Source organism: Parafrankia sp. BMG5.11, from assembly GCF_004337455.1.
The window spans coordinates 234,325-257,172 of sequence record NZ_SJXI01000013.1; the positions used below are offsets into that span (position 1 = coordinate 234,325).

Below are 22,848 nucleotides of genomic sequence, written 5' to 3' on the forward strand. Positions count from 1 at the left end.
AAGGCGGGGGGTTAGCGGCGGCCCGAATGCTTGGCTAGCGGTTTGCGCCGGGAATCCAGGTGATGTCGGCGCGCCCATCATCGTTGAACAGCCGCGCCAACTGGAAGAGATAATCGGACAGCCGGTTAATGTACGCAAGTGCAGCGGGGTTCACCGGCTCATGATCGGCCAGCGCGGTCATCGCCCGCTCGGCCCGGCGCACGGCCGCCCGCGCCACGTGAGTCCGCGCTGCCGCCTCGCTACCGCCAGGCAGGACGAAACTGGTCAGCGGAGCCAGCCGCTCAGTCGCGGCGTCGATGCGGGTCTCGAGCCATTCGGACTGGCCGGGCACGATCCGCAGTACCATATCGGACGGAGTGAAATCGTCGCCCGGCGTTGCGAGGTCCGCGCCGAGATCGAACAGGTCGTTCTGAATCCGGGACAAGTCCCCGCGATCCTCTGCCGCCACGGCAGCCGCGACAAGACCGATCGCGGAATTTGCCTCGTCCACAGCGCCGATCGCCTCGATCCGCGCGGAGTGCTTGGCCGTGCGCGAGCCATCGACGAGGCCGGTCGCCCCATCGTCACCGGTGCGGGTGTAGATCTTGTTGAGCTTGACCATGTGCGGCGGAGTTGGGTGGTCAGCGAGCGATTGAGATGATGATCGCCACCACGACGATGGCCAGCGCCTGATACTTGATCCGGTTGAACATCATCTTGTTCTGCAACAGCTGCATGTCCTGCTGCCGCTGCCCGCCTGCGTCGATGTCCGCCTTGTGCGATTGCAGGAACGCCACGATCCCCCGCACCAGCGAAACCACCACCAGACCCATGAGGACGACGAGGATGATGATGAGGAGCGTGTTCATGGGTCCAATCTAGGCGCGATCGAGCGAAATGCCAGCGGGGAAACGGTGATTGCGCAGGCTATTTGCGAGGACCATGCCATCTCTGCCGGCACGCCGTAGCTGATCAAGTCCCGGTGAGCCGCGCCGCTTGGCGAGCTTGCGGCCATCCGGCTCCACCAGCAAGGCGTGATGATGCCACCGCGGCACCGGTAGACCGAGCAGTGCTTGCAGCAAACGGTGGACATGGGTCGCCGCGAACAGGTCCCGCCCCCGGGTGACGAGGGTCACGCCATCGGCCGCATCATCGACCGTCGCCGCCAAGTGATAACTCGCCGGGGCATCCTTGCGCATCAGCACCACGTCTCCAAGCAATTCGGGCCGCGCCTGCTGCGGGCCGGCGAGTTCGTCTTCCCACTCCAGCGGCCCGGTCCGCTTCATTGCCCGCGCCACGTCGAGCCGCCAGGCGGCGCCGGTCGGAACGGCCGAGCCGTTGCGGCAGGTGCCGGGATAGACCGGCCCCTCCGGCCCGGACTCGCGGGCCGCAGCCGCAACCTCGGCTCGTGTGCAGGTGCAGGGATAGAGAAGCCCCATCTCCCGCAAGCGCTCCGCCGCCGCTTCATAGCGTGGCAGCCGCGCCGACTGCGCCGGCGTCTCCTCCCATTCCAGCCCCAGCCAGGCGAGATCGGCGCGGAATTCAGCGGCCAGCTCGGGCCGGCTGCGGGCGCCGTCGATATCCTCGATCCGCAGCAGGAACCGCCCGCCGCGCGCCCGCGCGAGATCATGCGCGACAATCGCCGAATAGGCATGGCCCAGGTGCAGCGGGCCATTGGGACTGGGCGCAAACCGGGTGATCTCCATCGTAGGGCCGTTGTTAGCGCAGTGGCGCGCGATGCCCAACGACCGGCGGACGTGCTTGTGGATGGGCGAACCTTCACCGGGTTGACGCATTCGCGGGCAAATGCTCCGATGGGTCAATCGGAGGCGCAGCACCCACGTGTTCAATGCCCAACTGATCGAGCGAGCAGCCCGCTTCCGCAGCGTCGAGGAAGACCCTGCGCGCGCTCTGGATAGCTGTCCGGCGCTGGTGCTCAACGCGGACTACACCCCGCTGTCGTACTATCCGCTCAGCCTGTGGCCGTGGCAGACCGCGATCAAGGCAGTGTTCCTGGAACGGGTGGACATCGTCGCCGCCTATGAACGCTGCGTCCACTCACCCAACCTGGACATGCAGATCCCGAGTGTAATCGCGCTCAGGCAGTACGTGCGGCCGAGCGAGTTTCCCGCCTTCACCCGCTTCAATCTGTTCCTGCGGGACCGGTTCGCGTGCCAATACTGCGGCAGCGAGCGCGACCTGACCTTTGACCATGTAGTCCCGCGCCGGCTGGGCGGGCGCACCACGTGGGAGAACATCATCACCGCCTGCGCCCCGTGCAACATGCGCAAGGGCGGCCGCACCCCCGCCCAGGCGCAGATGCACCCCCGCGTTCCGCCAATCCGCCCGACCAGCTGGCAACTCCACCAGCATGGCAAGGCGTTTCCGCCCGGATACCTGCACGAAACCTGGCGCGACTGGCTTTACTGGGACATCGAACTGGAAGCCTGAGCGACGTGCAGCACGGGCTGGTCCAAGTATTTGCCCAGCCTGTCGCCCGGCCCCGGTTCATTCACCCCCTATCAGCCGCCGCCATGGACGATTTGTCCACTGGCAGCCGCAGCACACCGTGCCCATGTGCAGCGGACAGGATGACGGAGCCGCGTTTTGGATGAACATGACAAGGTCGACTGGGCCTGGGTTTTCAAGTCGGGCTGGAAGGGTCTGTGCCCGCGATGCGGCACCGGCCACATGTTCAAGTCATGGCTCAAGATCAGCGACCGGTGCGAAGTCTGCGGCCTGGACTACCGCTTCGCGTCACCCGACGATGGACCCGCGTTCTTCTCGCTGACCTTCGTCGCGTTCCCGCTGCTGTTCTTCATCGTCTGGCTGCAGGTCGCGCACGAGGTTCCCGTCCCGATCCTGGCGGCTATCGCGATCCCCCTGATGAGTCTGGGATGCTTGCTCCCCTTGCGCCCGATCAAGGGATGGCTGGTCGCATCCCAGTTCGTGAACCGTTCGTTGGAGGCCGGCACCGGCAAGCTGTGGGCCGACATGCACGCGCGAGAGGACGAAAAACAGGAAGGCAAACCCAAGCGCTGAGCAGCGCTCCGCCCGGCCCTGCCACGCGGCCGCCCGGTCAGATCGCGGTTCTCACGCTCAGCAGTTCAGGAAAAAACACCTGCTTGAGCACGCCTTCGAGATAGGCCACCCCCGCCGTCCCGCCGGTGCCACGCTTGAAGCCGATAATCCGTTCGACCGTCTTCAGGTGCCCGAAGCGCCAGCGCTGAAAGTGGTATTCCAGGTCGACCAGCTTTTCAGCCAGTTCATAGAGATCCCAGTACTGTTCCGGATCGCGGTAAATCGCCGCCCAGGCCGCCTCGACTTCGGGCGACGGCGTCCAGCCGCGCTGATGCTCACGCACAAGCACGGGCTCGGGGATAGCGAAGCCGCGCCTGGCGAGCAGGCGGACGGCCTCGTCATACAGGCTCGGACGGGCGAGTTCGGCTCGCAAGGCTGCCGCAACGCCCGGCGTCGCCTCGTGCATCGTCACCATGTCGGGGTTTCGCCCGCCGAGGAGGAACTCCATCAGCCGGTACTGCGCGCTCTGGAACCCGCTGGAGCTTGCGAGGTGGGGGCGTATCTGGGAGTAATCGGCCGGGGTCATCGTGCTCAGCACATCCCACGACGAGATCAGCTGGTTCTGCGCCCGCGCCACGCGCGACAGCATCTTGAACGCCGGCCGCAGGTCATCGGCGGCAATCTCCGCCCGGGCGGCGTTCAGTTCATGCAGGCACAGTTTGAGCCACAGCTCGCTGGCCTGGTGGACGATGATGAACAGCAGCTCGTCATGCGCGCCCGAGCTGGGATGCTGCGCCGACAGGATGCGGTCGAGGTCGAGGTAGCTCGAATACGTGACTTCGCTGGCCATCGACGCCGCCTACGCGAAAGCGACGCGCCGCGGAACTACCCGTCGATCGTGCGCAGCGCCGGGTGATGCTTGTCCAGATGGCGGCGGACCATCTTGAGGTTGCGACTGTTGGACCGGAACAGGAAGTCGAACGCGTCCCCCAGCACCGGGATCGCACCCACTGCCGTATCGAACGCGACGTTGCCGGTCATCCGCATCAGCTTCCACTTGGGCAGCCCCAGGTTCTTCGCCTCCCACACGATCCACATGCCCATGGCGGCGGTCACGAAATCGCCCACCACCGGCACCAGTCCGACGAGCGAATCGAGCCCGATGCGGCGGTCGACCCCCGGGAGAGCGAAGCTGCTCTCCAGCAACTGCTCCATCGCCTCGATCCGCCGGCGCACCGATGCGGGATCGCTGCCGATCGGCAGGTCGATGCCCATCGGGCGAGCTTTCGTGCGGTTCGGTTGGTCCATCGGCGGTTCCTTTGCCTGGATCATGTGGCCCCGAAGGCGAGCGGCGACAAGGGATGCAGGCCCCAGCGGTTGTCCACGAACCCGTCGATGTCACCGCGCACCAGCGACCAGCGCACCGGCGCGCCCAGTGGGATGAAAGCGTTGAGGGCGGTCAGCCGCTCCTCCGCCTCGGCCAGCATGGTCCCGCGCGCAACGGGGTCGGGCTCTGCCGCGGCGGCGGCGACCAACTGGTCTGCCTCGGCAGAGCAGAGCGCGCGCCGCACTCGGCAGGCGAACTGGTTGAGATACCAGGCGCGCCCGCCCATGCGCGCGACCGTGTCGACGAACTCGACGTCAGCCGCTTGTCCCTCCTGCGCCAGCATCGCCGTTACCCCGATCGCGGCCCAATCCTCGGCGATCTGGCCAAACAAGAGCCACGATCCCGGTCCCGGCGGCAGGGCGACGCGAACGGTCGCGGAGTCCGATCCGCGGACGGCGGCGATCCGCTGGCGGGCGATCGCCTGGCGCTGCTCAAGAGTCAGTCCCGCCCACCGCTCGGGGGCGTTGCCCGCCGTCGCCGCCGGCGCAATCCTAGTGCTGGACAGCCAGCCCGCCACGTTGAACGGCGCCAGCAGGGTTTCACGATCGAGCGCCATCGACAGCGCCTCGCGGCGGGCGGGGTCAGCGAGCAGCCCCGCGGGCCGCACGACCTGTAGCCCCATGACGCCCTGCGCCGCATCCAGCCGCACCGTCCCGCGAGACAGTGGCCCGACATCGGCCAGCGGCAGGGTTGCCAGGCGGCCGCCGAGCACCAGCTCGACCGTGCCGTCGCGAAATGCCGCGACCGCATCTTCGGCGGGCAGCGCCCGCACGGTCAGTTCGCGCGTACCGCGACGCCAGTTTTCCCGCATCGGCAGGCCCCGCGCCTCGGGCGGCAGCAATTCCAGTTGCGCGAATGCCCCCTTGCGCTCCAGCGTCATCGGGCCGGCGCCCGCTCCCTTGTGCAGCACGCCCAGCTCAGGCTGCGCCAGAAGCTGGAGGAAGTCAGGCACCGGACTGGACAGCCGGATCTCGATCACCCGCCCGGTCATAGCGCGCACTTCGGATACGGGCGCGAGATCGAGCCCGAGCGAGGTTCCGCGCAGGGCACGGATCGTCCGGTTCAGCGAGTCGCGCACATCCTCGGCAAGGATCGGGCTACCGTCGCGCCAATCGGAATTGCGCAACCGGAAGATGTAACTGAGCCCGTCCTCGGTCACGATCCAGCGCTCCGCGAGCGCGGGGATCACTTCGCCGGCGGCGTCGAGGGAAACCAGCCCTTCGGCCGTGGCGGCGCGGAGTTGCTGCGCGGGCGGAGACAGGCGCAAGCCCGTGTCGCGCAGATCGCCGGGCTCGCCGATGAACGCGATCTGCAGCATCTCACCGTCGTCGGACGCCCCGCAAGCGCCGAGCAGCCCAAGCCCCGCAAGTATCGCCAATCGCACCCGAACACGCATCGGCGGGGGGGTAGCAGGTCCGGGCGGCTGCGTCAGCGCCGTTGGCCGGCGGATCAGATTTTACGCAAGGGGCCCGGGTCGGTGATCGGGATCCCGTTGGGGAAGATGGAAGCGGGCCGCACGTAGCGCGGCGTACTGAGGTCGCCGCTGGCGTTCACCGCGGTCCGCGGAGCCTTGGGATCGATCTCGTGCGCGAACGCGATGCCGAACCGGTTGTCCTGCACCCACGCGATGCTGCCTTCGATCACCGGCAGGTTGCGCAGTTCGATCGTCACGCGGGCGCCGCGCACCACCGCCAACTCGCCTTCGGCCATCATGCCGCCAGCGGACAGGTTGCGGACCTTGACCCGGTGACTCGCATGGTCCCCGTCAACCCGCACGTCGGCCATCAGGAACAAGCTGTCCCGGTTGATATGACGGGTGTCGACGCCGGACATCGGGAGGGCTGTTTCCTTCGCAAGTGTTGGCCGCGCCGCCGCGACCACGGCATTGTCCTGCCGGTGGGTTAACCGCGACCGGCTAAGGAAAGTTTAAGCGGCAGCCCGTGTCGACTGGGTCAGGTCAGTCGTCGCGCGAGATTTTTTCGCGCCGCTCGTGCGCTTCCTGTGCTTCGACCGTCATGGTCGCGACCGGACGTGCGATCAGTCGCTTGAGACCGATCGGATCGCCTGTGACCTCGCAGTATCCGTATTCGCCCTCGTCGATCCGGCGCAGCGCGGCATCGATCTTGGCGATCAATTTTCGCTGGCGATCGCGGGTGCGCAACTCGATGCCCCAGTCGGTTTCGCTGGAGGCCCGGTCGTTAAGGTCGGCCTCGCGCAGAGGGCCATCCTGTAGCGACTGCAGCGTCGCAGTCGACGCGGACAGGATCGAGCGTTTCCATTCGAGCAGCAGCAACCGGAAGTAATCCTGCTGCGCGGGCCCCATGTAAGGTTCGTCGTCTGACGGCGCATAGTCGGGCGCGAGCGCGCGACGCGCTTTTTCCAGTACGTCGATGTCGTTCGCCGCAGTGGCCATCGATGTCCTCTCCGTTCGCCGTCCTGCTCCGCAAGGCACCGGACGTGCCGGTCGCTAGAAGCCACCCCCGTGGCGTTGGCGCGCCTATAGGGATGCGTCCGAACGCGCACAAGCACGCTTTCGGATGGATGCCTCCTAATGCGGGCAAGCTTAAGCCGCGCATAACGTCCCGGGCATCACCGGCCGCTTTTCCCGCCGCGCCGTTAACGATTTGTTGACCATGCGCGGATGAAATTGCGGACACGGCGGCTGGGGAGCCTGCCGGTTTGGGGGACGAAATCATGGAACTGATCAAGATCGAAGGTGCCGCCAGCATCGCCGCGCCGCCGGTGGACGCTCTGGTGGCACACTGCCTGGCTGCCGCGGCACAGGGCGACACGTCGGCGTACTACGACCTCGGCGTCGCGTTCTCGACCGGCAGCCACGGCGTCACCTGCGACCTGATCGAGGCGCACAAGTGGTTCAACCTCGCCGCATCGCGTGGTCACGAGGAAGCCGCCTGGTGCCGGGCCGACGTGTCCGACGAAATGACCGCTCGCGAAATTGCCGAAGCGCAACGCCGCGCCCGCCAGTGGCTCAGCGCGGGCCAGCGCCGGGCTGCCTAACGGTTGGGCACGGGACCCTTGCGGAACGGCGTTGTCCCGGCGAGCCATTCGGCATCGACCGCGACGCCCTGCCGTTCCCGTTCGAGGAAATCGGCGACAGCCGACCGGAACCCCGGATCGGCGATCCAGTGCGCCGAGGTGGTTTCCTCAGGCTCATATCCGCGGGCGATCTTGTGCTGGCCTTGCGCGCCGGCCTCCACTCGAGCGAGGCCGAGTTCGATCGCGGCGTCGATCGCCTGGTAATAGCACAGCTCGAAATGGAGGAAGCGCCGGTCCTGGGTAGCCCCCCAGTAACGGCCATAGAGCGCCTCTGAACCGATGAAGTTGAGCGCACCCGCAATCGGCTGGTCGCCATCGAACGCCAGCACCAGCAGGATCCGGTCCGCCATCCGTTCGCCGATGAGGTCGAAGGCCGCGCGCGTCAGGTACGGCTGCCCCCACTTGCGGGCGCCGGTGTCCTGATAGAACAGCCAGAACGCATCCCAGTGTTCGGCGCGCAGGTCGCTGCCGGTCAGGCGGCGGATCGTCACCCCGTCCTGCGCCGCTTCGCGTTCCTTGCGGATCGCCTTGCGCTTGCGGCTGGCAAGCGCTCCGAGGAAATCGTCGAAGCTGGCATAGCCCCGATTGTGCCAGTGGAACTGGATATCGCGCCGCAGCAGCCAGCCGGCCTGTTCGAACAGCGCGGTCTGCGCCGGTTCGATGAAGGTAGCGTGCCCGGTTGAGAGATGGTTCCCCTCGATGAACTTCGCAGCGAAGCCGAGCAGCGGCCCGGCAAGCGCGGGATCGCGCGTCAGCACGCGGGGGCCGGTGGCCGGCGTGAAGGGCGCGGCGATCTGCAGCTTGGGATAATAGCGCCCGCCGGCGCGCTCCCACGCATCGGCCCACGAATGGTCGAACACGTATTCGCCCTGGCTGTGCCCCTTGAGATAGGCCGGCAGCGCCGCGACCAATTGGACCCCGTCCTCGATCACCAGCGGGGCGGGGAGCCAGCCGGTCCCCTCGCCCACGCTGCCCGAATCCTCGAGCGCGGAGAGGAAGGCGTGGGACATGAACGGATTGCCGCCATCCGTCAGCGCGTCCCACTGGGCGGCCGGCAATTCACCGACCGAGCCCGCCATCCGCGCGATCAATTCGCTCATTCCAGCCCCGCGCCTTCGGCGATCGGCGCATCGGCATGAAGCGCGGCCCGCGTCCGCAATTCGGGCGAGCGGACTGTCCAGGCGAGCAGCGGCAGGCCGCGGGCGCGCTGGGCGGCGGCAAAGCGGCTGGGCAGATCGCGCACATCGTAGGCGAGGAAATCGGGTCGGCAGTGCCACAGGGCCAGGTGCCGGCCGAGGCGCCCACGCACCCCTCGATTGTCCTCCTCCGTCACCACCAGCCCCCGCACGGTGAGGGGGGCGTGATCCTTGAACCATTTTGGCACACGCGGATCGAAGCTCATCACCGCCACGTCACCGCGATACCCATCGAGCGCGCGCCGCACCGCAGCGCACAGCGGCACCGGATCGCGGCTGCGCTTCGACTTGATCTCGACCAGCAGCGGCACCTGTCCGCCGACTTGCGCGAGCAGCCGGGTGAGCGTGGGGATGCTGTCGGGACTTCCTCGCAGCGCGATGGTTTCGAGTTCGGCCGCATCGCGCGCGGCGACCGGCCCGCTTTCGCCGGTCAGCCGGTCCAGCTCCCAGTCGTGGAACACCAGCGCCTCGCCATCCCGGCTGACCTGGACGTCGCACTCGATGCCCAGGCCGCGGCAGATCGCCTCGGCAAACGCGGAGGGGGAATTCTCCACCGCCGGCGCGGAGTGGACCCCGCGGTGCGCGTATTCGTGTGCGCCCAGCCAGCGGACCCGCGCCGGATCGGGCGCGGGCGCCAGCACGGCGTCAATCGCGGATAGCGACAATCGCATCGACCTCGACCGCGGCACCCAGCGGCAGCACCGGGACCCCGACCGCGCTGCGGGCGTGCTTGCCGGCGTCACCGAACACGTCCGCCATCAGTTCGCTGGCGCCGTTGGCGATGCGCGGCTGGTCCTGGAAATCAGCCGTGGAGCTGATGAACGCGCCCAGCTTGATCACCTGTTCCACCCGGTCGAGCGAGCCGAGCGCCGCCTTGAGCTGCGCCAAGATCATCAGCCCGCAGGCGCGCGCCGCCGCGACCCCATCATCCAACGGCACGCTTTCGCCTAGCCGGCCCTTGACCAGTTCGCCATTTACGAACGGGAGCTGGCCCGAAACGTACGCCACGTTGCCGGAGATCACGACGGGGACATAGGCCGCCACCGGCGCGGCGGCCTGCGGCAGGGTGATCTTCAGTTCGGCCAGACGGTCTTCAATGCTCATGCGGGTTCCGCTTCCTCGGTTGTTTGATCGGTCAGTTCGCCCAGCAGCCAAGGCAGCGCCTGGTCCCAGGTGTCGATCCGGGCGTGGGCGTCGCCGGCTGCATGCGCGCAGGCGATGCGCCCCGCCAGCGTCGGCTCCCCGCACAGGTGCAGGCGGCGCAGGTGCGGCACGGTGTCGGCGGCGGATTTATGGTGCTGCGCCAGGTCGTCGATGAATACCGCGCGGCTGGGCGCGTATTCGTCCATGATGGCTTTCAGCGCCGGGCCCTTCGGCCCCTGGTTGGTGAACACCCGGGCGTTGATCCCGACGTTGGCGAGCTGCTCGGCGCGCATTTCGCGGTGGCGGTCGGTCAGGTTGGTCAGGATCACCACGTCGGCCTGCTGGCTGAGCGCGTTGATCCCCTCGACCGCGCCGGGGATCGCTTTCTGGCGGTGCATCTCGGTGTCGAAGAACCCGCGCAGGAAACCCCACACCTCGGTCGGCTCGACCACCTCACCGGTCTTCTGCCAGCGCATCGCGCCGGCGAAATCGTTGCCGATCATGTCGAAGGTGACGCCCTGCCCTTCCTCCAGCCAGTCCTTGAAGTGCGTCACCATGTAGAGGAGCACTTCGTCGCAGTCGGAGATCACCAGCGGGCGGCTCATCGGGCGAATCCATCATTGGACAGGCCATGGCCCGACAGTTCCTGGCTCGCGCGCACCAGCCGGTCAGGCGTGACGTTGAGCGCGTCGGCGGCCAGCACCAGGTCGGGTTCGTGCCCGGCGAGGTATTCGAGCACCGCGGCCAGCACCGCGCGATCGGTCAGCCGCTCGCGCAGCACCTCGGGCGTGAGGCCGGTCAGCGCCAGCAGGCGGTCGGCGCGGTCCTGGTCGGCGAGCACCCAGGCGAGCGCCGAGAGGGCCAGGGTGTCGGCGTCTCCTGCGTGATGCGAAGCTTCGGCGGTGATTGTCAGTATCCTCGATGCGACCTAAGCGCGGCACGTGCAACGCGCACCGGTAGATGGGGAGAGCGCCCGCAGTGGCAAAGAGAATTCTGGTTGTCGAGGACAACGACCTCAACCGGAAGCTGTTCTGCGACGTGCTGCGGGCGAGCGGGTTCGAGGTCGAGCCGGTGGCCGACGGCGAGCTGGTGCTGAACGCCGCGCGCGCATTCGCGCCCGATCTCGTCATCATGGACATCCAGCTGCCCAATGTTTCGGGCGTCGACCTGATCACCGCGATGCGGCGGGATGCCGGGCTGCACGCCACGCCGGTACTCGCCGTGACCGCCTACGCCGGCAAGGGTGACGAGGACCGCATCCGCGACGCGGGCGCCAGTGGATACCTGTCGAAACCAGTGTCGATCGGGCCGTTCATGGCGGCGGTGCGGGGGCTGGTCGAAGGGTAGAGCGCCAAGACCGGCGCGTGCTGGTCATCACGTCGGAAATGGCGCGCGGGGACGTCGGTACTTGTCAGCCGGGAGGTGTGGCTCATTTGCATCGCTAATGAGTTGGCTTTGCGAGGGAAATCGACTATGCGCGGCCCCTCGAAAAACCGGAGAATTCAAAAATGCGTCTTGTTAAAGTTGCGGCCGCGGCTGCAGCGCTTTCACTCTCGGCTGCGCCAGTGATGGCCCAGTCGTCCGACTCTGCCGTCGAGGCCGAAGGCGCCAGCGAAGGCCGGACCGCACTGTTCGTCGTCCTTGCGCTGGTCGCCGTGGTCATCGGGATTGTCGGGATCGGCGGCGACGACGATTCGGTCAGCGCCTGAGCGCTTTCGACCGCACTGATATGAAGCGGGGCCCTGCGGGGCCCCGTTTTTTTTGTAAGGCCGGGGTTCTCGTCCGCCAGGCTAGCCGGCGGGGCAGCGAGCGCCAGGGGCCGCGAAGCTTGACAAGCGTGGCCCATATCGCAGTAGCGGGGGGCCTTTTTCCCGCCGCAGTGCAGTGGCACGCGCTGCGCGCCGTTATACAGGATATGACCCCACCCATGGACCGAGCCGAAGTCGACGCCCGCATCCGCGCCATTGTCGAACCGTTCAACAAGAAGAACGTCGAGATCGACGAGGACACGACCTTTGCCGGCGACCTGGAATTCGACAGCCTGACGGTGATGGATTTTGTCGCCGCGATCGAGGACGAATTCGACATCATCATCTCGATGAACCAGCAGGCCGAGATCGAGAGCTGGGGCAACCTGGTCGATGCCGTCGCCGAGATGCAGGACCGATGAGCGAGGGCGTCTCGCAGCCCGACCAGCCGGGCGTGCTTCAGGGCGGCGGGCTGGACGGGGGCGCGCGCGACCTGTTCTCGAAGTTCGACCCCCTGATCGCGATGCGTGAAGGGCTGCTGGCGACGGGTCAGGAAGATCCGTTCAACCTGGTGATGGAGCAGGTGCTCTCCCCCACCCGCGCGATCTGCAACGGGCGCGATACGATCCTGCTCGGCACGTACAACTACATGGGCATGACGTTCGACGAGGATGTCATCGCCGCGGGCAAGCAGGCGCTCGACGAATTCGGTTCGGGCACCACGGGTAGCCGTGTGCTCAACGGGACCTATCGCGGCCACCGCGAGTGCGAGGACGCGCTCAAGGAATTCTACGGGATGGACCACGCGATGGTCTTCTCGACCGGGTACCAGGCGAACCTGGGCATCATCAGCACGATCGCGGGCAAGGGCGATTACATCGTCCTCGACATCGACAGCCACGCGTCGATCTGGGACGGGTGCAAGCTGGGCGATGCCGAAGTGGTGCCGTTCAAGCACAACGACATCGAGGCGATGGACAAGCGGCTGGGCCGCATCCCCGCCGGCGCGGGCAAGCTGGTGATCCTTGAGGGCGTCTATTCGATGCTCGGCGACATCGCCCCGCTGAAGGAGATGGTCGCGGTCGCCAGGAAGCACGGCGCGATGGTGCTGGTGGACGAGGCGCATTCGATGGGCTTCATCGGCGAGCACGGCCGCGGCGTGGCCGAAGCGCAAGGCGTGCTGGACGACGTCGATTTCGTCATCGGCACTTTTTCCAAGAGTGTCGGCACGGTCGGCGGGTTCTGCGTGTCCAATCACCCCAAGTTCGAGATCATGCGGCTGGTGTGCCGGCCCTACGTGTTCACCGCCTCGCTGCCGCCCAGCGTGGTGGCGACCGCCGCCACTTCGATCCGCAAGCTGATGCACGGCGGCAACAAGCGCGCGCACCTGTGGGAGAACTCCAAGCGCCTCCACGGCGGGCTGACCGCGCTCGGCTTCCAGCTCGGCACCACGGAGCCGCAGAGCGCGATCGTCGCGGTCATCATGCCCGACCTGGAACGCGGCGCGATGATGTGGGAGGCGCTCCTCAAGGAAGGCCTCTACGTCAATCTCGCGCGCCCGCCGGCCACACCCGCCAACATGACCTTGCTGCGCTGTTCGCTGTGTGCCGAACACACCGCCGAGGAGGTCGAGACGATCCTCGGCATGTTCGAGCGCGCGGGCAAGGCGGTCGGGATCATCTGAGCCCGGATCGCCAGCGACAAGGGAGCGTTAGCTGGCCGCTGGTGCTTCACCGGTCGCCAGCGAGTCCGCGATTGACCGGCTGACGGGTTTGACCGGGATGCGCAGGTAGCTCACCCCGTTGTCTTCGGCTGGCGGCAGGCGCCCCGCGCGGATGTTGACCTGCACCGACGGAAGCAGGAGGCGCGGCACGCTGAGCGTCGCATCGCGCGCCTCGCGCATCGCGACGAACTCGTCCTCGCTGACCGCCTCGCCGACATGGACCGAACGGGCGCGCTGATCGGCGACGGTGGTTTCCCAGGCGTATTGGTCGCGCTCGGGCGCCTTGTAGTCGTGGCACAGGAACAGGCGGGTGTCCCCCGGCAGGTCGAGCAGCCGGCGGATCGAGCGGTATAGCTGGCGCGCATCCCCGCCGGGGAAGTCCGCCCGCGCGGTGCCGTAGTCCGGCATGAACAGCGTATCGCCGACGAACACCGCGTCGCCCATCCGGTATGCGACATCGGCGGGCGTATGGCCGGGGACGTGCAGCACCTCCACCTCCACGCCGCCGATCGCGAACCGTTCGCCGTCGCGGAACAAGCGGTCGAAATCTGATCCATCGGTTTTGAGGTCATCCGCCTGGAACATCGGCCGGAAGATCTTCTGCACGTCCTTGATGTGCTCGCCGATCCCGATCGCGGCGCCCGTGCGGGCCTTGATATACGGTGCGGCCGACAGGTGATCGGCATGGGCGTGGGTTTCCAGCACCCAGTCGATCGCCAGCCCGCCTTCGCTGGCGGCGGCGAGGATCGCGTCGGCCGAACGCACGTCGGCCTCTCCGCTCGCCAGGTCGAAATCGAGCACGGGATCGATCACCGCGGCCCGCCCCGTCGCGGGGTCGGACACGAGATAGCTTACCGTGTTGGTGGGTTCATCGAAAAATGCGGCGATCCGGGGTTTGGTCATGCAGGCCCCATTGCCCTTGACATATATAAGCATTTGCTTATTTAGCAAGTCCTAATGGAAAAGCTCGTTCATCCCCCTCTCGATCTCGTCAGCTTCGAACGTCACGCGGCCGGAGTTGCCGATCTGTTGCGCGCGCTGGGAAACCGGCGGCGGCTGATGATTATGTGCAAGCTTGCCGAACACGGTGAGATGACTGTCGGCGCGCTGGCGGAAGAGGTCGGCCTGTCGCAGTCGGCGCTGTCGCAGCACCTGGCCCGTCTTCGCGACGAGGGACTGGTGGCGTTCCGGCGCGAGGCGCAGGCGGCGTGGTACCGCATTGCCGATCCGCGCTGCGAGGACCTGATGGCGACGCTGTACCGCCTGTACTGCTCAGACAAGGATTGATGCCATGACCTGCCAGACTTTGACCCCGGCCCAGGCGCGCGATGCGGTGGCACGCGGCGCGCGGCTGATCGACATCCGCAGTGCCGACGAGTTCGCTCGCGCTCGCCTGCCGGGCGCCGAGAACCGCCCGCTTGACCAGCTCACCACGGTCACTCACGATGGACCGGTGGTGTTCCATTGCCGGTCGGGCATGCGCACGACGGCCAACAGCGACCGGCTGGCGGCCGCGGCACCGGGCGAAGCCTTCATCGTGGAAGGCGGCCTCGATGGCTGGCGCAAGGCCGGGCTTCCGGTCGAGGAGACCGCGGGCGCGCCGCTGGAGATCATGCGCCAGGTGCAGATCACCGCGGGCTTGCTGGTGCTGGCCGGCGTGATCCTCGGCCTCATCGTCGCCCCGGCATGGTTGGCCCTGTCGGCCTTCGTCGGCGCGGGGCTGACCTTCGCGGGACTGACCGGCTGGTGCGGCATGGCAAACCTGCTCGCCATGATGCCGTGGAACCGGCGCTCTCCGGTCAAAGCCTGATCCGATGGACCCGGCGACCATCGGGCTCGCGCTGCTCAGCGGCGCGCTGATCGGGCTGGTCCTGGCGCTGGTCGGCGGCGGCGGATCGATCCTCGCGGTGCCGTTGCTGATCCACGTGGTCGGGGTGGACAGCCCTCATGCGGCGATCGGCACCGCCGCGGTCGCGGTCGCGCTGAATGCCGCGGCGGGGCTTGCCGGTCACGCACGCGCGGCCAACGTCAAGTGGCCCTGCGCGGTCGTGTTCGCGGGTGCGGGCATGATCGGCGCGGCGCTGGGCGCGGAACTCGGCAAGGCGATCGACGGCGATGCGCTGCTGGCGACGTTCGGCGCGCTGATGATCGTGGTCGGCGGGTTGATGCTGCGCGGCCGCAAGGGCGGCGCGAACCCCGACGTCCGGCTGTCAGCTGCCAGCGCCGGCCACCTCATGCCCCGGCTGGCAGGTTACGGCCTGGCGGTGGGATTGCTGGCGGGCTTTTTCGGCATCGGCGGCGGATTCCTGATCGTCCCGGGCCTGATCGCGGCGACCGCGATGCCCATCGGGATCGCGGTCGGCACCTCGTTGGTGGTCGTCACCGCGCTCGGCGCGACGACCGCCACATCGTATGCCCTGTCGGGTTATGTCGACTGGATACTGGTCGCCTGGCTGGTCGCCGGGGGGATCGCGGGCACCATCGCCGGGCGTATCGCGGGCAAGCGCCTGGCAGCCCGCAAGAACCTCCTTGATCGAGGCTTCGCCGCGGTGGTCATCGCAGTGGGCGCGTTCGTCACGGCCGGGGCGCTCTAGCGGTTGGGGACCGTGACTGCCCCCGAACACTTGTCGGCCTTCGCCTCGCCCTCGCCCCCCAGCATCGTCACCGCCAGGAACCCGGCGATCACCAGCGCCACGAACGCGGCGGTCACCGCGCCCAGGTACTTGTCGATGAAGCGCTTGATCGGCGCACCGAAGAACCGGAACAGCACCCCCACGATCATGAAGCTGATCGCGCGGCTGACCAGGCTGGCGGCCAGGAACAGCGCCAGGTGCATGCCCATGAACCCGGCGGTGATCGTCAGCAGCTTGAACGGGATCGGCGTCGCACCCTTGGCGACGAACAGCCAGAACCCGTATTCGTTGAGGTAACAGACTGCGACCGGGAAGCTTTCCGTGAGGCCCAGCCAGTCGAGGATCTGCGTGCCCAGCGTGTCGTACAGTCCCCAGCCGATCGCATAACCGAGCAGGCCCCCCAACACCGAGGCGATCGTCGCTACCCCGGCAAAGCGCAGCGCCTTCTTGGGCTCGGCGAGGCACATCAGCCCCAGCAGCGGATGCGGCGGGATCGGAAAGAAGCTCGCCTCCACGAACGCGAACATCGCCAGCCACCATACCGCGTGGCGATGCGCGGCCTTTTCCATCGTCCAGTTATAGAGGCTGCGCAGCATGGGGGTCTCTCTTGCCCGAGTGTCGCGCGCCTCTAGGCCATGCGGCGGGACGGCACAATCGCATCGGCATTAGAACCTATCTGGCACTTTATTGTTGACATCGTTACGCTCTTTGGTTAGTGACAAGGAACATCGCGATAGTGTGATTCGAACGGGCGGCCCTTTCCAAGGAGACCGCCCGTTTCGCGTTGCGCTGCCGCGCGGGACGGGGATTTAGCACATGGCAACCGACAGCACCGGCAGACGGCTCTACAATGCACCCAAGAACTGGCCGGACATTTTCATCAACCATCTGGCGGAAACGTCGAACATCAGGGCGTCGGCCGATGCCGCCAACGTCAGCCAGACGATGGTGTACAAGAAGCGCCGGGCCGATCCGGAGTTCGCCCAGCGGTGGTACGCCGCGCTCGCTGAAGGGTACGACACGCTGGAGATGGAACTGCTCGAGCGGCTGCGCACCGGGCGGCTGGAGGACGAGCTGCCCGACGGAAGCAAGCGCAAATTCGACATCGGCACCGCGTTCAAGTGCATTTCCGCTCACCGCGACACTGTCCTGCGCGAAAAGGCGCGCCGGTCGCTGTCGGACGAGGTCACCACGATGGCCTCGATCAACGCCAAGATCGACAAGATGCGCGCGCGGCAGGAACATGCCATCGAACTCGCCGCCAAGCGCGCCGGGATCGTCGTTCCCCAGCCTGAAGACGCGCAGGCTAGCGATGGCGAGTAACGCCCGCGCCAGCCGCGGCACCTGGTTCCGGCGGGCGGACGATGCCGGGCTGCAGGACCGGCTGGTGCTCGACAAGGAACTGAAGCCGCACGAGCTGGCCGCCCTGGGCAGCTGGCACTGGGAAATCTGGGCGCGCGACGAACAACTGCCGCCGCAGGGGCCGTGGCGGGTGTGGCTGATCTGCGCCGGGCGCGGGTTCGGCAAGACCCGCGCGGGCGCCGAATGGGTCCGCAACCTGGCCCGCCACGATCCCGCCGCGCGGATCGCGTTGGTCGGGGCGTCGCTGGGCGAAGTGCGCAGCGTGATGGTGGAAGGCGAAAGCGGCATCCTCGCCGCCTCCCCCGGCGCGCTGGCGCCCGAGTTCGAACCCTCGCTCAAGCGGCTGACCTGGCCCAATGGCGCGCAGGCGTATCTTATTCCGCCGGCGAGCCTGAAAGCCTGCGCGGACCGCAACATACGCACGCCTGGTGCGACGAGATCGCCAAATGGGACAATGCCGGCGACCGCGCCCGCGATGCGTGGGACAACCTGCAGCTCGGCATGCGGCTGGGCGAGCATCCGCGCGTGCTCGCCACCAGCACCCCGCGCCGGGTGCCACTGATGCTGCGGCTGCTGGCCGAGGCGCGCGGCGGCGCGGTGGTGGTGGCGCAAGGGCGCACCGTGGACAACGCCGGCGTGCTGCCGGGCGCGTACTTCGCGTCGATGCTCGATCAGTTCGCCGGTTCGTCGCTCGGCCGGCAGGAGCTGGACGGCGAGATGCTGGAGGAGGCCGACGGTGCGCTGTGGAACCGCGCGCTGCTCGATCACTTCTCCTCACTCACCAGAACTGATCATCCCCGTTGCCGGAGAGAATTCCATGACCGAACCGCTCGCGTTTCCCGCGCTTACCCCGCGGTACCAGCTGCCTCTTCTGTTCGCCGGGCAGTCGCAGAGAGAGGTATCGGTCAACGCCGCCCATGCGTTGATCGATATCCTGATGCACTGCGCAGTCTTGGGGGAAGCCGCAGCCCCGCCCCCGGAACCCGCGGAGGACGGGGATTGCTGGCTCGTCGGCGCGGCGCCACAGGGGGCGTTTGCAGGACGCGCGGGAAGCATCGCCTGTTTTGCCGGCGGCGCATGGGCATTTGCGGCGCCGCGCGATGGCATGCGCGCCTTCGACCGATCGACCGGGCAACTGTTGCTGTTCCGCGACGCCTGGCGCCGCGAGCCGATCCCGGATCTGCCTTCGGGAGGATCGATAATCGACGTCGAGGCGCGCCTGGCGATTGGGGCGATTGTTGCCTTGCTGCAACGGTCCGCAATCCTTCCGTCAAACTGACGGGAACAGATATCAAAAAGGGGCGTTCGGGCGGAACCAGGAGGGCATGAACACCTGATAATTAAGATGGTTGAGACTAAACCGATGCGCAACTGCAACAGTTTGGCCTCAATGCCCGCTTGCCTCATCGGTGGGGAAAAGTTAGAAATCGGGCCGCTCGATGGCTCAAAATTCGCTAAAAAGGGGAATTACATAATGCGGAAACTCGTCATTGGCTTGGCTCTGGCATCTACTGCCATTGCGTCGCCTTCACTCGCGCGTGACGGTGCGTGGTACGTCGAACTCGACGGCGGTCCCATGATCGTCGAAGACATCGATCTCGACATCGGTGCTGCTCCGAACGCCGTTCGCGTCGACCACCACAAGGGTTACGACTTCGGCGGCATCGTCGGTTACGATTTCGGCTTCGTGCGGCTTGAGGCGGAAGGCAGCTACCGTGCAGCCGACATTTCGACTCTGACCGTCGGCAGCACTCCGATCGCAGCCGGACCGGGCCGCACGTTCACCAACACCTCCATCGGTTCGGATGGTGATTCGAGCGCGCTGAGCTTCATGGTCAATGCCCTGGCCGATTTCGGTCCGGACGATGGCCTTCAGGGCTTCGTCGGCGGCGGTGTCGGCGTTGCTCGCACCAAGTTCGACGGTGTCTCGGGCCAGCGCAGCGGCGCCGGCTTCCTCGACGATTCCGACAGCGGTTTTGCCTGGCAGCTCCTCGCTGGCGTTCGCGCTCCGCTGACCGAAACCATCGACGTTGGTCTGAAGTATCGCTTCTTCAACACCGCTGAACTCGACATGGTCGACAGCGCCGGCCGTGACGTAAGCGGCAAGTGGCGTTCGCACTCGCTGCTCGGCACCATCGGGTTCAACTTCGGCGGCGCTCCTGCCCCGATGCAGACCTGCTGGGATGGCACGCAGCTGCCGATGGATGCAACGTGCCCGGCTCGCCCGGCGCCCGTGACGCCTCCGCCGCCGCCGCCGCCGGCCGTGGTTACGCCGGTCTGCAACAAGGGCCCGTACATCGTGTTCTTCGAGTGGGACCGTTCGGACATCACTCCGGAAGCCGCGACCATCCTGAACAACGCTGCTTCGGCGTACGCCAACTGCGGTTCGGCTTCGGTCATGCTCGCCGGTCACGCGGACCGTTCGGGTTCGGCCCAGTACAACGTCGGCCTTTCGCAGCGTCGTGCCGCGACTGTCCGGTCGTATCTTTCGGGTCGTGGCGTTCCCGACACGCGGATCGCTACCGAAGCGTTCGGCGAGTCGCAGCCGCGCGTTCCGACCGCGGATGGCGTGCGCGAGCTTCAGAACCGTCGGGTGGAAGTCACCTACGGTCCGGGTTCGGGCATGTAAGCTTCGGCATCAGCCGAAAAGATTGGGGGGCCGGAGCAATCCGGCCCCTTTTTCGTTGGTTCCATAAGCACAAGCGCAGGAGAATGGACGAATGGTCTCGCTCAAGGTTCTAGTCGCGGGAGCCGGTATGCTCGCTCTCGCAGGGTGCAGCACGATGGCTGGCCTCCCGCAGGAGCAGTTGGCTCGGGCGTCCTTGACCACCGCCGATGGCCGCCCCGCCGGAACCGTGCGCGTGGTAGCCACCGGGGGTCAGGTGTCACTGCTGGCAGGAGCGACCGGAATCTCCCCCGGAACCCATGGCATCCACCTGCACACCACCGGCGCGTGCCGAGGACCCGATTTCACTTCGGCGGGCGGACATCTCAATCCCCTGAACCGCGCGCATGGCTCGCTAGCGCCTGGCGGGCAGCATGTTGGCGACTTGCCCAACATCGTCGTGCAGGCGGGCGGCAGCGGGACGCTTACCGCCGATCTTGCAGGCACCCCCGATCAGGTGCGCGCATGGCTATTCGACAGCGATGGGACCGCCGTCGTGATCCACGCCGATCCCGACGACTATCGCACAGACCCGTCGGGTAACTCAGGCGGCCGCATCGCCTGCGGCGTCGTCACGCCGGGCTGATCGTACTCTCCCCCGCCGCCCCGGCACGCGCCAGCATGCCGGTGGCTGCGGCGGGAACGAGGCGGATTGCGACGATCAGGCATGCCAGACCAACCGGCACTGCCCATAAGGTCGAGCGCACCCCGAGCGAGATATTCCCGCCGTTCGATGCCGAAACCCACCCTGCAAGGAACGGTCCCAAGGCCAGCCCGACAAGCGTAGTCGCGAGGAAAAACGTGGCCGTCGCCACTCCCCGCATGCGTGGGAGGACCAGTGACTGGCTGGTCGCCGCCGCTGCGCCCAGTGCGCTCGCGGCGAAGAACTGAGACAACGCGGCGGTGACGTAGAATACGGTCTCGCTGGTCGTCGTGAACGTGATCCAGATCGCGGGAACGGGCGACAGCAGGCCGAACACGACCACGTACAGACGTCCTGCCGGATTGCGCACGAAGAGCCAATCGGCGATGCGCCCGCCTAGAATGACCCCGAGCAGCCCGGCAACCGCCGCAGGTGCGCCAACCAGCCAGCCCAGCTGCGTCTTCGGGATCGCGAAAGCGACCTCCCCATACGGCGCGGCGAAGAACGACGCCGCGTACGACACGAACGATACCGTGCCGTAGCCGAGGATCGTGGCGAGGAAAGCGGGCGACCCCCAGGTGAGACGATAGGTCGGCAAATCGCGCGCACGCTGCCCGCTCGCCCAGCTGAACACTGCGTAATAACCGACCCCCAGGAACAGCCACTGGTCGGAAACGGCGGGAATGATCTTGCCCGGTCCGGCGTAGACCCACCGCGTCAGCAGCACCGCCGCCACCGCAAAACCCGCAGCGGCGAGCAGGTTGAGAGCCAGCGCGGCCGGCCCGCGCCGCAACGCCCCGACCAAGGTGAACGGCGGGATGATCTGCACCAGCTCATCGAAGAACTCGCGGAACGGCGCGGGGTGCGGCGGGGTGGGGATGCCATCGATCGCGCCGCGCGCGGGCTCTCGCAACGTCAGCACCCACGCGGCCAGCAGCAAGCCGGGAAGACCAACGGCAATGAACGCCGCTTGCCAGCCGGCGAGGCCAAAGGGTCGGCTGCCCACGGGAAAGGCATCGTTCCAGCCTTCGACGATCAGGCCGCCGATGAGCAGTGACACCCCGCCCCCGATGTACAGGCCCGAAGAGTAGATCGCGAGCGCGGTGGCGCGCAGGCGAGCGGGAAACCAGTCGGAGATCAGCGAATAGGCCGATGGGCCGGCGGTCGCTTCACCGATGCCGACCCCGATCCGGGCCCCGGTCAGAACTCCCGCGTTTTTCGCAAACCCCGATACGGCGGTCATCAGCGACCAAAGGGCGAGGCCGATGCTCATCAACCGGACGCGGTGCCAGCTGTCAGCCAGCTTGCCGAGCGGGATACCGAACAGCGCGTAAAAGATCGCGAACGCGGTGCCGTAGAGGAAGCCCAGAAACGCGTCGTCGACCTCGAGGTCGGCCTTGATGTCGTTGGCCAGGATCGAAAGGATCTGACGGTCCACGAAATTGAGCACGTAGATCAGCACCAGCACGCCGAGCGCGTACCAGCTGTAGGCCGGGACCGTGCTGTCGTCGGCCTCAACAGCGGCGGTTGCGTTCGGCTCGCTCAAGATGTCTCTCCCCCACACGGCCGGTTATTCGCCGACATAATCGACCCTATCCATCAAACCCGCGTCCGCGAAGCCCTTTCGCCGCAGCCTGCAGCTGTCGCATGAGCCGCAGGCGTCTCCGGAGGGAGTGGGGTCATAACACGACCACGACAGCCCCCAATCGAGGCCAAGCCGATCGGCCTCACGCGCGATATCGGCCTTGCTCATGTGCTGAAGCGGAGCGTGGATGGTGAACGGACGCCCCTCGACGCCCTCCTTGGTGCCCAGTCGAGCGGTCTCGGCGAAGCTCGCGATGAATTCGGGGCGACAGTCCGGGTATCCCGAGTAATCGAGCGCATTGACCCCGATGAACACATCGTGCGCACCGCTTGCTTCGGCAAAGGCGATGGTCAGCGCCAGAAACACCAGGTTCCGGGCAGGCACATAGGTTATCGGAATGTCGTCACCCACGCCCTGCTTGGGCACGGCGATATCGGCAGTCAGCGCCGAACCCCCGAACCGGCGCAGATCGAGCGGCAGGACCACATGGGCGTCCACGCCGAGCGCGGTAGCGATCGCCTCTGCTGACGACAGTTCGCGCCGGTGGCGCTGCCCGTAGTCGATCGTCAGAGCGTGGATGGCAAAGCCTTGCTCACGCGCAAGGCCGGCTGCCACCATCGAATCGAGCCCGCCCGACAGCAGGACCACCGCGTTCTTGTTGTGCAGGTTCATTCCGGGCCGCTAGTCGCAGCCGCACGGCTCTGCA

At 67.0% G+C, this 22,848-nt stretch carries 32 protein-coding genes; 15 read left to right on the forward strand and 17 right to left on the reverse strand.

Annotated elements, in window-relative coordinates:
* Positions 1-34 precede the first annotated feature (34 nt).
* The 3 genes from E0504_RS08085 to gluQRS are packed head-to-tail and all read right to left on the reverse strand — an operon-like array spanning position 35 to position 1,685.
* Positions 35-601, reverse strand: coding sequence for a cob(I)yrinic acid a,c-diamide adenosyltransferase (locus E0504_RS08085; protein ID WP_131622844.1), 567 nt, complete (start codon positions 599-601; stop codon positions 35-37).
* 19 nt (positions 602-620) lie between these two features.
* A complete protein-coding gene (locus E0504_RS08090) occupies positions 621-848 on the reverse strand; it encodes an HIG1 domain-containing protein (RefSeq protein ID WP_131622846.1) in 228 nt (75 codons plus the stop codon).
* A 9-nt stretch (positions 849-857) separates the two neighbouring features.
* The gene (gene gluQRS, locus E0504_RS08095; protein WP_131622848.1) at positions 858-1,685 is read right to left on the reverse strand and encodes a tRNA glutamyl-Q(34) synthetase GluQRS; all 828 of its coding nucleotides are present in this window, start codon (positions 1,683-1,685) and stop codon (positions 858-860) included.
* 136 nt (positions 1,686-1,821) lie between these two features.
* On the opposite strand from gluQRS, the gene E0504_RS08100 reads away from it, so the two are divergent.
* Positions 1,822-2,430, forward strand: coding sequence for an HNH endonuclease (locus E0504_RS08100; protein WP_207912329.1), 609 nt, complete (start codon positions 1,822-1,824; stop codon positions 2,428-2,430).
* Positions 2,431-2,586: 156 nt separating this feature from the next.
* Positions 2,587-3,021 (forward strand): DUF983 domain-containing protein, encoded by a 435-nt coding sequence (locus E0504_RS08105; RefSeq protein WP_243657459.1) that lies wholly within the window; start codon positions 2,587-2,589, stop codon positions 3,019-3,021.
* Between the two features lie 37 nt (positions 3,022-3,058).
* On the opposite strand, the gene E0504_RS08110 is transcribed toward E0504_RS08105, so the two are convergent.
* The 5 genes from E0504_RS08110 to dksA form a co-directional block, all read right to left on the reverse strand.
* Positions 3,059-3,850 (reverse strand): tryptophan 2,3-dioxygenase, encoded by a 792-nt coding sequence (locus tag E0504_RS08110; protein ID WP_131622852.1) that lies wholly within the window; start codon positions 3,848-3,850, stop codon positions 3,059-3,061.
* Between the two features lie 35 nt (positions 3,851-3,885).
* On the reverse strand, positions 3,886-4,275 hold the full coding sequence (locus E0504_RS08115; protein ID WP_207912331.1) for a DUF4112 domain-containing protein: 390 nt from the start codon (positions 4,273-4,275) through the stop codon (positions 3,886-3,888).
* A 53-nt stretch (positions 4,276-4,328) separates the two neighbouring features.
* Positions 4,329-5,705, reverse strand: a complete 1,377-nt coding sequence (locus E0504_RS08120; RefSeq protein ID WP_207912333.1) for an ABC transporter substrate-binding protein — start codon at positions 5,703-5,705, stop codon at positions 4,329-4,331.
* 131 nt (positions 5,706-5,836) lie between these two features.
* The gene (locus E0504_RS08125; RefSeq protein ID WP_207912335.1) at positions 5,837-6,268 is read right to left on the reverse strand and encodes a PilZ domain-containing protein; all 432 of its coding nucleotides are present in this window, start codon (positions 6,266-6,268) and stop codon (positions 5,837-5,839) included.
* A gap of 76 nt (positions 6,269-6,344) precedes the next feature.
* Positions 6,345-6,800, reverse strand: coding sequence for an RNA polymerase-binding protein DksA (dksA, locus tag E0504_RS08130; RefSeq protein ID WP_131622858.1), 456 nt, complete (start codon positions 6,798-6,800; stop codon positions 6,345-6,347).
* A gap of 281 nt (positions 6,801-7,081) precedes the next feature.
* On the opposite strand from dksA, the gene E0504_RS08135 reads away from it, so the two are divergent.
* Positions 7,082-7,405: a sel1 repeat family protein gene (locus E0504_RS08135; protein ID WP_131622860.1), complete on the forward strand. Its 324-nt coding sequence runs from the start codon at positions 7,082-7,084 to the stop codon at positions 7,403-7,405.
* Here E0504_RS08135 and E0504_RS08140 read toward each other — a convergent pair.
* From E0504_RS08140 to E0504_RS08160, 5 genes are read right to left on the reverse strand one after another with little or no spacing between them, the layout of a single operon-like run.
* Entirely contained in the window at positions 7,402-8,544 is a 1,143-nt protein-coding gene (locus tag E0504_RS08140) for a GNAT family N-acetyltransferase (RefSeq protein WP_131622862.1), read from the reverse strand. The genes E0504_RS08135 and E0504_RS08140 overlap by 4 nt on opposite strands.
* Positions 8,541-9,311 (reverse strand): glycerophosphodiester phosphodiesterase family protein, encoded by a 771-nt coding sequence (locus tag E0504_RS08145; protein WP_131622864.1) that lies wholly within the window; start codon positions 9,309-9,311, stop codon positions 8,541-8,543. The genes E0504_RS08140 and E0504_RS08145 overlap by 4 nt, the downstream gene beginning before the upstream one ends.
* Positions 9,286-9,744 carry a RidA family protein gene (locus E0504_RS08150; protein ID WP_131622866.1) on the reverse strand — a complete coding sequence of 153 codons (459 nt, stop codon included), beginning with the start codon at positions 9,742-9,744 and terminating at the stop codon, positions 9,286-9,288. Before E0504_RS08150 ends, E0504_RS08145 begins: the two co-directional genes overlap by 26 nt.
* On the reverse strand, positions 9,741-10,388 hold the full coding sequence (locus tag E0504_RS08155; RefSeq protein WP_131622868.1) for an HAD family hydrolase: 648 nt from the start codon (positions 10,386-10,388) through the stop codon (positions 9,741-9,743). Before E0504_RS08155 ends, E0504_RS08150 begins: the two co-directional genes overlap by 4 nt.
* Complete coding sequence (locus E0504_RS08160; protein ID WP_306769225.1) at positions 10,385-10,699, reverse strand: DUF3572 domain-containing protein; 315 nt, start codon at positions 10,697-10,699, stop codon at positions 10,385-10,387. The genes E0504_RS08155 and E0504_RS08160 overlap by 4 nt, the downstream gene beginning before the upstream one ends.
* 62 nt (positions 10,700-10,761) lie before the next feature.
* Between E0504_RS08160 and E0504_RS08165 the strand changes: the two genes are divergently transcribed.
* The 4 genes from E0504_RS08165 to E0504_RS08175 all read left to right on the forward strand — a co-directional run bounded on the left by E0504_RS08165 (position 10,762) and on the right by E0504_RS08175 (position 13,215).
* Entirely contained in the window at positions 10,762-11,130 is a 369-nt protein-coding gene (locus E0504_RS08165) for a response regulator (protein WP_131622872.1), read from the forward strand.
* A 161-nt stretch (positions 11,131-11,291) separates the two neighbouring features.
* Positions 11,292-11,492, forward strand: a complete 201-nt coding sequence (locus tag E0504_RS50270; RefSeq protein ID WP_165938443.1) for a hypothetical protein — start codon at positions 11,292-11,294, stop codon at positions 11,490-11,492.
* Positions 11,493-11,710: 218 nt separating this feature from the next.
* Positions 11,711-11,953, forward strand: a complete 243-nt coding sequence (locus E0504_RS08170) for an acyl carrier protein (RefSeq protein ID WP_131623084.1) — start codon at positions 11,711-11,713, stop codon at positions 11,951-11,953.
* A complete protein-coding gene (locus E0504_RS08175; protein WP_131622874.1) occupies positions 11,950-13,215 on the forward strand; it encodes an aminotransferase class I/II-fold pyridoxal phosphate-dependent enzyme in 1,266 nt (421 codons plus the stop codon). The genes E0504_RS08170 and E0504_RS08175 overlap by 4 nt, the downstream gene beginning before the upstream one ends.
* Positions 13,216-13,242: 27 nt before the next feature.
* On the opposite strand, the gene E0504_RS08180 is transcribed toward E0504_RS08175, so the two are convergent.
* Complete coding sequence (locus E0504_RS08180; protein ID WP_131622876.1) at positions 13,243-14,157, reverse strand: MBL fold metallo-hydrolase; 915 nt, start codon at positions 14,155-14,157, stop codon at positions 13,243-13,245.
* Positions 14,158-14,211: 54 nt separating this feature from the next.
* Here E0504_RS08180 and E0504_RS08185 point away from each other — a divergent pair, with 54 nt between their 5' ends.
* Genes E0504_RS08185 through E0504_RS08195 form a run of 3 tightly spaced genes read left to right on the forward strand, consistent with a single transcriptional unit; the run spans position 14,212 to position 15,848 of the window.
* Positions 14,212-14,541 (forward strand): helix-turn-helix transcriptional regulator, encoded by a 330-nt coding sequence (locus tag E0504_RS08185; protein WP_131622878.1) that lies wholly within the window; start codon positions 14,212-14,214, stop codon positions 14,539-14,541.
* Between the two features lie 4 nt (positions 14,542-14,545).
* Positions 14,546-15,064, forward strand: a complete 519-nt coding sequence (locus tag E0504_RS08190) for a rhodanese family protein (RefSeq protein ID WP_131622880.1) — start codon at positions 14,546-14,548, stop codon at positions 15,062-15,064.
* 4 nt (positions 15,065-15,068) lie between these two features.
* Complete coding sequence (locus tag E0504_RS08195) at positions 15,069-15,848, forward strand: sulfite exporter TauE/SafE family protein (protein ID WP_131622882.1); 780 nt, start codon at positions 15,069-15,071, stop codon at positions 15,846-15,848.
* Here the strand turns inward: E0504_RS08195 and E0504_RS08200 are convergent.
* Positions 15,845-16,483 carry a YqaA family protein gene (locus tag E0504_RS08200; RefSeq protein WP_131622884.1) on the reverse strand — a complete coding sequence of 213 codons (639 nt, stop codon included), beginning with the start codon at positions 16,481-16,483 and terminating at the stop codon, positions 15,845-15,847. The two genes, E0504_RS08195 and E0504_RS08200, sit on opposite strands and share 4 nt — an antisense overlap.
* A 220-nt stretch (positions 16,484-16,703) precedes the next feature.
* On the opposite strand from E0504_RS08200, the gene E0504_RS08205 reads away from it, so the two are divergent.
* The 5 genes from E0504_RS08205 to E0504_RS08225 all read left to right on the forward strand — a co-directional run bounded on the left by E0504_RS08205 (position 16,704) and on the right by E0504_RS08225 (position 20,500).
* Positions 16,704-17,210: a hypothetical protein gene (locus E0504_RS08205; RefSeq protein ID WP_131622886.1), complete on the forward strand. Its 507-nt coding sequence runs from the start codon at positions 16,704-16,706 to the stop codon at positions 17,208-17,210.
* Positions 17,200-17,811, forward strand: a complete 612-nt coding sequence (locus E0504_RS08210; protein WP_207912345.1) for a terminase large subunit domain-containing protein — start codon at positions 17,200-17,202, stop codon at positions 17,809-17,811. Before E0504_RS08205 ends, E0504_RS08210 begins: the two co-directional genes overlap by 11 nt.
* A 255-nt stretch (positions 17,812-18,066) precedes the next feature.
* The gene (locus tag E0504_RS08215) at positions 18,067-18,528 is read left to right on the forward strand and encodes a DUF2793 domain-containing protein (protein ID WP_131623086.1); all 462 of its coding nucleotides are present in this window, start codon (positions 18,067-18,069) and stop codon (positions 18,526-18,528) included.
* 195 nt (positions 18,529-18,723) lie between these two features.
* The gene (locus tag E0504_RS08220) at positions 18,724-19,878 is read left to right on the forward strand and encodes an OmpA family protein (protein ID WP_131622888.1); all 1,155 of its coding nucleotides are present in this window, start codon (positions 18,724-18,726) and stop codon (positions 19,876-19,878) included.
* Between the two features lie 91 nt (positions 19,879-19,969).
* Positions 19,970-20,500, forward strand: coding sequence for a superoxide dismutase family protein (locus E0504_RS08225; protein ID WP_131622890.1), 531 nt, complete (start codon positions 19,970-19,972; stop codon positions 20,498-20,500).
* On the opposite strand, the gene E0504_RS08230 is transcribed toward E0504_RS08225, so the two are convergent.
* Both E0504_RS08230 and queC read right to left on the reverse strand, forming a co-directional pair.
* Positions 20,487-22,103: an MFS transporter gene (locus E0504_RS08230; RefSeq protein ID WP_131622892.1), complete on the reverse strand. Its 1,617-nt coding sequence runs from the start codon at positions 22,101-22,103 to the stop codon at positions 20,487-20,489. The genes E0504_RS08225 and E0504_RS08230 overlap by 14 nt on opposite strands.
* Positions 22,104-22,127: 24 nt before the next feature.
* Positions 22,128-22,814, reverse strand: a complete 687-nt coding sequence (gene queC, locus E0504_RS08235) for a 7-cyano-7-deazaguanine synthase QueC (protein WP_131622894.1) — start codon at positions 22,812-22,814, stop codon at positions 22,128-22,130.
* Positions 22,815-22,848 lie beyond the last annotated feature (34 nt).